The 8,889-nt window shown below is 70.1% G+C and carries 7 protein-coding genes and 1 pseudogene; 6 read left to right on the top strand and 2 right to left on the bottom strand.

Going from position 1 to position 8,889, the window contains the following annotated elements; translation table 11 throughout:
- The 4 genes and pseudogenes from VNS22_RS28290 to VNS22_RS10125 all read left to right on the top strand — a co-directional run.
- Nucleotides 1-117 (top strand): annotated as a pseudogene (locus VNS22_RS28290) (ABC transporter permease); the annotation flags it as partial.
- Between the two features lie 33 nt (nt 118-150).
- On the top strand, nt 151-1,239 hold the full coding sequence (locus tag VNS22_RS10135) for a mandelate racemase/muconate lactonizing enzyme family protein (RefSeq protein WP_325732010.1): 1,089 nt from the start codon (nt 151-153) through the stop codon (nt 1,237-1,239).
- 636 nt (nt 1,240-1,875) lie between these two features.
- Nucleotides 1,876-2,985 (top strand): sensor histidine kinase, encoded by a 1,110-nt coding sequence (locus VNS22_RS10130; RefSeq protein WP_325732008.1) that lies wholly within the window; start codon nt 1,876-1,878, stop codon nt 2,983-2,985.
- 39 nt (nt 2,986-3,024) lie between these two features.
- Nucleotides 3,025-3,378: a response regulator gene (locus VNS22_RS10125; RefSeq protein WP_325732006.1), complete on the top strand. Its 354-nt coding sequence runs from the start codon at nt 3,025-3,027 to the stop codon at nt 3,376-3,378.
- A 4-nt stretch (nt 3,379-3,382) separates the two neighbouring features.
- On the opposite strand, the gene VNS22_RS10120 is transcribed toward VNS22_RS10125, so the two are convergent.
- The gene (locus VNS22_RS10120; protein ID WP_325732004.1) at nt 3,383-6,223 is read right to left on the bottom strand and encodes a M16 family metallopeptidase; all 2,841 of its coding nucleotides are present in this window, start codon (nt 6,221-6,223) and stop codon (nt 3,383-3,385) included.
- Nucleotides 6,224-6,388: 165 nt separating this feature from the next.
- Here VNS22_RS10120 and VNS22_RS10115 point away from each other — a divergent pair, with 165 nt between their 5' ends.
- Complete coding sequence (locus VNS22_RS10115) at nt 6,389-7,384, top strand: MDR/zinc-dependent alcohol dehydrogenase-like family protein (RefSeq protein ID WP_325732003.1); 996 nt, start codon at nt 6,389-6,391, stop codon at nt 7,382-7,384.
- Nucleotides 7,381-8,376, top strand: a complete 996-nt coding sequence (locus tag VNS22_RS10110) for a Gfo/Idh/MocA family oxidoreductase (protein ID WP_325732001.1) — start codon at nt 7,381-7,383, stop codon at nt 8,374-8,376. The genes VNS22_RS10115 and VNS22_RS10110 overlap by 4 nt, the downstream gene beginning before the upstream one ends.
- Before the next feature lie 15 nt (nt 8,377-8,391).
- On the opposite strand, the gene VNS22_RS10105 is transcribed toward VNS22_RS10110, so the two are convergent.
- On the bottom strand, nt 8,392-8,889 hold a 498-nt coding region (locus VNS22_RS10105), incomplete at its 5' end, for a hypothetical protein (RefSeq protein ID WP_325731999.1).

Genomic DNA, 8,889 nt, shown 5'->3' with positions numbered 1-8,889 from the left:
AACGGCCTCGGCTGGATCAGCCTGTCCGCCTACTGGCAGTCGGTGATCCGCGGCCTGTTCCTGCTCCTGGTCGTGATCCTGCAGGCCAAGCTGGTAGGTCGCGACGCTACCGGCTGAACCTCCGTACCCTTTGACTGGAAGGAACGTCCCATGCCCGCCATCAGGTCGGTGCAGCCCGGCTACTACCGGATCCCCCTGCCCACCGCGCTCACCGACAGCACCCATGGCGTGATGCGCGACTTCGAGCTTCTGACCGTGCGCGTCACCGACGCGGACGGTGCCGAAGGGGTCGGCTACAGCTACACGGTCGGCCGCAATGGCGGTGCGATCCACGACATCCTGGCCCGCGAGATCGCGGAACTGGTGGCCGGCCAGGACGCCGACCGGATCGAGTTCCTGTGGAACAAGCTCTGGTGGGAGCTGCATTACGGCGGCCGCGGCGGCCCCACCGTGCTGGCGCTGTCCGCGTTCGACATGGCGCTGTGGGACCTCAAGGCCAAGCGCGCGGGCCAGCCGCTCTGGAAGCTGCTCGGCGGCAACGACCCCAAGGTGCCCTGCTATGCCGGCGGCATCGACCTCTATCTGCCGCTGGACGACCTGCTGAAGCAGACCGAGGGCAACCTCGCCAAGGGCTTCCGCGCCATCAAGATGAAGGTCGGGCGCAAGCTGCTGTCCGAGGACGTCGAGCGGATCGCCGCGATGCGCCGGCACCTGGGCGACGGCTTCCCGCTCATGGTGGACGCCAACATGAAGTGGACCGCCGACGAGGCGATCCGGGCGGCCCGCGCCTTCCAGCCCTATGACCTGACTTGGCTGGAGGAGCCGATTTCGCCGGACGACGTGGCGGGCCACGCCAGAGTGGTGCGCGAGGGCGGCCTGCCGATCGCCGCTGGCGAGAACCTGCGCACGCTCTGGGAGTTCCGCCACCTGATCGCGTCCGGCGGCGTCACCTATCCCGAGCCGGACGTCACCAATTGCGGCGGCATCACCTCGTTCATGAAGATCGCCCACCTGGCCGAGGCGTTCAACCTGCCGGTCACCTCGCACGGCGCCCACGACGTCACCGTGCACCTGCTCGCCGCCGCCCCGAACCGCTCCTTCCTGGAAGCGCACGGCTTCGGCCTGGAGCGGTTCATCGCCCGGCCGCTGCAGATCGAGGAGGGCTTCGCCATCGCCCCGGACGACCCGGGCCACGGCATCGAGTTCGACTGGCAGGGGCTGGAGACGGTGCGGGCCTGAGCCCGCTGCTGGGCGGGATGAGCGGGCACCGTAGCCGGCGTCGGTCAATGGGTCCCGCATGCGCTGGAGATGACCAGAGAGGGGCGTCCCCGCCCCTCTCCAACGCATTTCAAGCCCAGTCAACATTTTGATTTAAAAGGAAAAAATCGCGTTCTCGGGTTCGTTTGTGCAAATTCGCCCTGCTGATTTGCCGAGCCTGCCGCACAATCCCTGGCGGCGGACGTTCCGTTCACCATAGCACAAGTGCCGGTGCAGATCGCGGCCCTTGGGGCGCGATGGGGCCCGCATTGGTGCCAATGGCGTCGTGGAGGCAGGAGACCGTCTGCATCACCCGTTGGGGCAGCGGCTGCCGATTGGCGATGCCGATGCGCTCCCGCCCCTCACCCTGGCGTTCGCCTGCCTCGGCATGGTCTCCGCGGGCAGGACACATAAGCAGGACCAGAATGCGCCGGCAGGGCACCGACGACCCTGCCGGACGTTTCATGGCGCAGTTGTCTTCCAACCAGAGATGCGCGCCGGCCGGTTCGCGGCCGCCCTGTCGCTTCATCGTGGCAACAGAGCCGGGGGAGCGGGCATGGCTTCGGCAGCCGGGGACGGGTAACCGGTTCCGGCGAACATTTGCTTGGCGAAAGATGGATGGAGCAGGCCGAGCCGCAGGTGGATTGGGAGACAGCGCTGCTGGTCAGCGAGCGCCGCTTCCGGCTGCTGGCCGACCAGGCACCGGTGATGATCTGGCGGGCCGGGCCGGACAAGCAGTGTGACTGGTTCAACAGGCCCTGGCTGGAGTTCACCGGCAGGACGCTCGAGCAGGAGCTGGGGCATGGTTGGGCCGAGGGGGTCCATCCCGACGACCATGCCCGCTGTCTGGAAATCTACACCACCGCCTTCGACGCCCGCGAGCGCTTCACCATGGACTACCGGCTGCGCCGCCATGACGGCGCGTATCGCTGGATCCGGGACAATGGCGCGCCCTATTTCGACGATGACGGCAGCTTCCTCGGCTATTTCGGCAGCGGGATCGATGTCAGCGACCATGTCGAGACCGAGCTGTCCCTGCGCCGCTCGCTGAGCCAGGCCGACCAGTACGATCAGCAGCAAAAGCAGGCGCAGTGGCGCCAGGAGATGCTGATCCACGAGTTGAACCACCGGGTGAAGAACACGCTGGCGACGATCCAGTCCATCGCGATGCAGAGCTTTCGCGCGGGCGTCGACGTGCGGGCGGGCCTCGCCAAGTTCGAGGGGCGCCTGGTGGCCTTGTCCCGCGCGCATGACGTGCTCACCCAGTCCAACTGGCTGGCGGCACCCCTGGACGAGATCGTCCAGTCCGGCATCGAGCCGTTTCGTACCCCGGGCGACGAATCCTTCATGATCGAGGGCCCGCCGGTCCGGCTGCCGCCCAAGATGGCGCTCAGCCTCGCCATGGGCATCCACGAGCTATGCACCAACGCGCTCCGGTTCGGCGCGCTCTCGGCCAGAGACGGCAGGGTGCTGATCGACTGGCGGCTGACGGGTGGCGAGGAGGCCGACCAGCTGGAGCTGACCTGGCAGGAAGCCGGCGGCCCGCCCGTGCACCCGCCCGGGCAGCGCGGCTTCGGCACCCGCCTGATCGAGAGCGGGCTGGCCCGTGAATTCGGAGGAAAGGTGACGCTGGATTTCGCGCCGGGCGGGCTGGTGTGCCGGGTGCAGGCACCGCTGCCGGCCGAGGAGCCTCCGCTGGTGGGCGGACTGGTCGTCCCCCATCATTGATATCATTTGTTAAGCCGGGGCAGCCGGACCGGGAAGAGCATGGGTCGTCGCGTTCTGGTGGTCGAGGATGAGAGCCTCGTCGCCCTCCTCCTGGAGGACATGCTGCTGGAGCTGGGCTTCACCGTCGTGGATGTGGCGAGCCGGCTCGAGACCGGGATGGCCGCGGCGGAGCAGGCCGCCTTCGACGTGGCGGTGCTGGATGTGAACCTCGGCGGGGACACGCGCAGCTTCCCGATCGCCGACCTCCTGCGCCGGCGCGGCATCCCGTTCGTGTTCGCCACCGGCCACGACCCGAGCAGCCTGGAGCAGACCTACCCGGACGCGCCGGTGGTGCGCAAACCGTTCCTGCGCGGCGACCTGCGCAATGCGCTCGCCCGGGCATTGGCCCGCTGAGCAGTCAGTCGGGCGTGGCCGGCACGATCAGCACGCGCAGCGCCCGCTCCGGCGCCAGATAGGTCTTCGCCAAGCCCTGCAGTGCTGCCGCGTCCCAGCTCTCCAGGTTGGCCCGGTCGGTGCGGGCCGCCTCCAGCCGCTCGGGAAACTGGTGCATCGCCAGGATCACCGCATAAGCCCACCAGCGGTTCGACTGGCGCGCGGCATCGCTCTGCGCCAGGCGCGGCTCGAGCGCGCGGCGCAGTTCATCCGCCTCGATGCCTTCCCGTAGCCCGGACGCGGCCGCCACCGTCGCCGCATCATACTGGAGCGCATCTTCTGCCCGCACGTCGAGCAGGGCGGCGAGGTAGCCGAAGTCCGGCAGCGTGATCGACATGTCGCTGTAGACTTCCGGCGAGTAGCTGGCCCCGGCCCGCTCGCGCACCGTGTCCAGCAGCCGGTCCTGCAGGATGTCTCCTAGCAGGTCGAGCCCGGCCTTGAGGCGCAGGTCCCTGCCGTCCGCGGTCGGCCAGTACACGGCGGACATGGCTTGGTCCGCCGCACCATGGTGGACGAACCGGACCGGCTCGGCTCCGGACTCGGGCATCCGCACCGACGGTACTGCCAGCTCGGCGCCCTCGCCCCGCTCGGGCAGGGCGCCGAACGTCTCGTCCACCAGCCGCACTGCCGCTTCCGCCTCGATGTCGCCCACCAGCACGACCTGCATCGGGCCGCGCCGCAGCGCGGGCGTCAGCCAGGCGCGCAGCTCGTCCAGGGTCCGCTCGGCCGCGTCCGCCTGGTCGGGCAGGCCGAAGCGCGGGTCGCCACCATGGAGGAAGCGCTCGACCGGCCCGCGCAGCAGGCCTGCGGGCGAGGCGTCCATGGCGCGGTAGAGGTCGGGGAGCTGGCGGCGGAATCGCTCCAGCGCGTCCGGCCGGTAGCCGGGATCGGTGACGAAGGCCGCCATCAGCCGGAGCTGGTCGGCCAGATCGGCGCGCGTGGTGGTGCCAGTCATGACGAACGAGGTCTCGGCCACGGTCAGGTCGACGCCCACCTGCTTGTCGGCGAAGATCCGGGTGAGCTCGCTGGCATCGTGCCGGCCGAGCCCGCCGGCGACGAAGCCCTGGCTGGCGAGCAGGTCCAGGCCCGGCTGGTGAGCCGGCATGCTGAACGAGCCCTGGCCGAAGCGCAGGGCCACCTCGATCGTGTCGGCCCGCAGCTTGGTGGGCTTCATGTCCAGGCGCACGCCGTTGCCGAACCGGATCGAGCGGATGTCCAGGTCCTCGATGCGGCTGTCCTCGACCACGCCGGAGGGCTGGCCGAAGTCCTGGTAGCCGAAGGCCACGCTCGCCGTCTCCGCCGGAGGCTCCACCGGCACCGCACGGCTGGTCGCATAGGCATCCAGGATGCGCTGGCGGCCATTCTCCAGCGGAAACGGGCCGGACAGCATGATCCGGGCCGTGCCGTCACCCCAGGCGGCCTTCAACGAGTCCTGCAGCTTCGCCGGGTCGAGCCCTGCCAACGTCCGCTCCAGGAGTTCCAGGTCGGCCGCTTCGCTGGTGTAGATCTCGCCGTCCTCGACCGTCGAGATCAGGGCCTCGGCCCGGCGCTCGGAGGACATGGTGGCGGCACTGGCGGCACGGTTACGGAACTCGCTGCGCAGGATCGCCACCGCCTCGTCCATCTCCTGCTGGGAGAAGCCGAAGGTCAGGGCCCGGCGCAGCTCCTGCTCGCCCGCGGCCAGGGCCTTCTCCCAGTCCGCTTCGGTGGTCTGCAGCGTCACCGCGCTGATCTGGGCCACGGGTGGCATGTCGGTGGTCCAGGCCCCCGCCTGGCTGAAGGGGGCGCCCGGGGTGAGGCCCAGATTCTGCAGCCGCCGGCTCAGCATCAGCTGGGCCATCGCCTGCACGAGGCGCCGGTCGACGCGCTCCAGCGTGTCGGCGGGCGGCAGGGCCGGCTCCGCATGCATGAGCTGGATGACGGTGGGCAGGCCCGGATCGACGAAATGGAGGGCATCCGTCCCGGTGGCGGCGAGCGTGCCGAGTTCCGGCGGTGCCGCCGGGGACTCCGGCTGCACCAGGCCCGCGAAGTGGCGCTCGATCAGCGGGACGACCTCGCCCGGCGCCACGTCGCCCGCCACCACCACCACGCTGCGCTCGGGCGTATAGAAGTCACGGTAGAAGCGCTGGAAGTCGGCCTGGGTCGCCTGTCGGATAACCTCGTCGGTCCCGATCGGATTGCGCTCGGGATAGAGCGTGCCATCCAGCATGAAGGCCAGCAGCGTATCGGCGCTGCGGGCACCCGGCGTGTTGCGCAGCCGCTTTTCCGACAGGATCACGCCGCGCTCCGAATCGATCCCGTCCGGCGGGAAGGTCAGCCGGCCGGCGACCTCGCTCAGGATCATCAGGCCGCTGTCCAGCAGCTCCTCGCCGTTGCCGGGCAGCTCCAGCTGATAGACGGTGCTGTCGAAGCCGGTCCGCGCGTTGGTGTCGGCGCCGAAGCTCAGGCCCTGGCGCTGCAGGTAGCGCACGAATTCGCCGGGCGGCACGTTCTCCGATCCCTTGAACGCCATGTGCTCGAGGAAATGGGCGAGGCCGCGCTGGTCGTCCCGCTCCATCAGCGAGCCGGCCTCGATCAGGAGGCGCAAGCTGACCCGGCCGGGCGGCGTCCGGTTCGGGATGATCGCGTAGCGCAGCCCGTTCTCCAGCCGGCCCCAGGTCACCGCCGGGTCGGGCACCAGCGGTGCTTGCGCGGTGCGCGGCCAGGGCTCTTCTGCCGCGGCGGACACCGCTGGCAGGAGCAGGAGCGCCAGAGCGAGCAGCCGCATGGCGGAGCCCAGCCTGTCCAGGTAGTTCGCCAAGGTCATCGGGCACCCATCGCGGCCAGTCGGAGGCCGAGAGCCATCCCAGCTATGGGCCGGAACGGCAAGCAGTCTCGTGCGTTCGGAACTCCAGGTGCCCGGACCGGTTGAAGAAGAAGCTGCAACCATTGCCGGGCCCGCCTCCCGCCCGGCCCTTCCAGGAACGACGTGATGCATTCAGCGCGGACCCGGGCCGCGACCCGAGCCCCGACCATGCGTGCCGCGACGGTCACCGGCCCCGGCCGGATCCGGATCGACGAGGTCCCGCTGCCGGAGCCGGGCGACCGGCAGGTGCGGATCCGCCTGGAGGGCTGCGGCGTGTGCGCCTCCAACCTGGTGCCCTGGTCCGGGCCGGACTGGATGCGCTTTCCGACCGAGCCGGGCGGGCTCGGCCACGAGGCCTGGGGCGTGGTCGACGCGGTGGGCGCGGCGGTGGATGGAATTCGGGCCGGCCAGCGGGTCGCGGCGCTGTCCTATCACGGCTATGGCGAGTACGACCTGGCCGACGCGGAGGCGGTGGTGCCGCTGCCCGATGTGCTGGCGGGGCGCGCCTTTCCGGGCGAGCCGCTGGGCTGCGCCATGAACATCTTCAGGCGCAGCCGGATCGAGTCCGGGCAGACGGTCGCCATCATCGGGATCGGCTTTCTCGGCGCCCTGCTCACCAGGCTCGCCAGCAACGCCGGGGCGCGGGTGATCGCGATTTCGCGGCGCCCCTTCTCGCTGGAGATCGCCAAGGCCTACGGTGCGGCCGAAGTCGTGCCGATGGACGACCACCAGCGGATCATCGACCGGGTGCAGGACCTCACCGACGGCCGGTTCTGCCCGCGCGTGGTGGAGGCGGTGGGCAAGCAGTGGCCGCTCGACCTGGCGGCGCATCTGACGGCCGAGCGCGGCCGGCTGGTGATCGCCGGCTACCACCAGGACGGGCCGCGCCAGGTCGACATGCAGCTCTGGAACTGGCGGGGCCTGGACGTGATCAATGCGCACGAGCGCGATCCTGCGGTCTATGTGGAGGGGATCCGGCAGGCGGTGGCGGCGGTGGCGGCGGGCCGGCTCGACCCGGAGCCCCTGTTCACCCACCGCTTCCCGCTGGAGCGGCTGGACGAAGCCCTGGATGCCACCCGCGACCGGCCGGACGGGTTCATGAAAGCGCTGGTGACCCCATGACCGGCGCTGCTCGCCCGCGGCTGGGCTTTCTCGGAGTCGGCTGGATCGGCCGGCACCGGATGGAGGCGATGCTCGCGACAGGTGCCGTGACCGCCGCCGCGATCGCCGACCCCTCCCCTGAGACGGTGGCAGCCGCCAAAGAGCTGGCGCCGGAAGCCGAGGTGGTGCCGGATCTCGACGCACTGCTGGCGCTCGACCTGGACGGGATCGTGATCGCCACGCCCAGCGCGCTCCATGCGGAGCAGTCGATCCAGGCACTGAAGAGCCGGCGCGCGGTGTTCTGCCAGAAGCCGCTCGGGCGCACGGCGCCGGAAACCCGGGCCGTGGTCGAGGCCGCGCGCCAGGCCGACCGGCTCCTGGGCGTCGACCTCTCCTATCGCCACACCGAAGGGATGCGCCGGATCCGGGAACTGGTGCAGGGCGAACAGCTCGGCCGGATCTTCGCGGTCGATCTGGTCTTCCACAACGCCTACGGGCCGGACAAGCCGTGGTTCTACGACCCGGAAGCCGCGGGCGGCGGCTGCGTGATCGACCTGGGGGTCCATCTGGTCGACCTGGCCTTATGGACGCTGGGCTTTCCCGAGGTCGCCGAGGTGCATGCGCATCTGCAGGCCGGCGGCCGGCCGCTCGCGCAAGCGACCGGGCAGGTCGAGGACCATGCGGTGGCGACTCTGGTCACCGAGGCTGGCACGGTGATCCGGCTGGCCTGCTCCTGGCGCCTGCAGGCCGGCTGCGACGCAGTGATCAGCGCGGAGTTCTACGGGACGGAGGGGGGAGCCGCCCTGCGCAACCAGAACGGCTCCTTCTACGACTTCGTGGCCGAGCGCTTTGCCGGCACCAGTCGGCAGCTCCTGGCCGAGCCCCCCGATCCCTGGGGGGCGAAGTCCGCGGCGGCCTTCGCCCAGCAGCTCGCCAGGTGCCCCCGCTTCGACGGGGAGATCGCCCGCATCACCGAGGTCGCAGCCGTGCTGGACCGGATCTACGGGCGCTGATGCGAAGGATGGGACCTAGCGGCTGCAGGCCGGTACCTTGGGCCGCGCGGTCGAGACCCGCTCGAAGGAGTACTTGCAGGTCTCTATGTCCGAGATGCCCCGGTAGCCGGGGCCGTGGCGGGTGAAGAAGTTCGACATGCCGTCGAAGTACCCCTTCTTGCGCGTCACCACGACGGGCCGCAGGCGGATCACCTCGTCGGCGGCGTAGTCGCCACCACAGGCAATGGCGGCAGCCTCCACCTGACCGTTGTCGCCCCTTTGGACATAGCCGCGATAGACGAGGTCGTCCGGGGCGTCGCCGGTGCCCTTGTAGAGCGCGGTGAACTGCCAGCCGGTCTGCGCGATCGAGAAGGTGGTGTGCTCCTCGAAGCCGCCGAACTTGCCGCCGGTCAGGCCATCGCAGAGGACGGTGCCCTTCCATTCCCCGGTGAGGTCGGGCGGGGCGGCGGTGGCGGCCGTTGTCGAGGTTGCAAGCAATACCAAGCCGGCCATCACGCCGGCAGTTCTGGCAAC

Source organism: Geminicoccus sp. (assembly GCF_035556675.1).
In the GTDB taxonomy this organism is placed as follows: domain Bacteria; phylum Pseudomonadota; class Alphaproteobacteria; order Geminicoccales; family Geminicoccaceae; genus Geminicoccus.
This window is presented reverse-complemented; position numbering and strand designations above follow the sequence as displayed.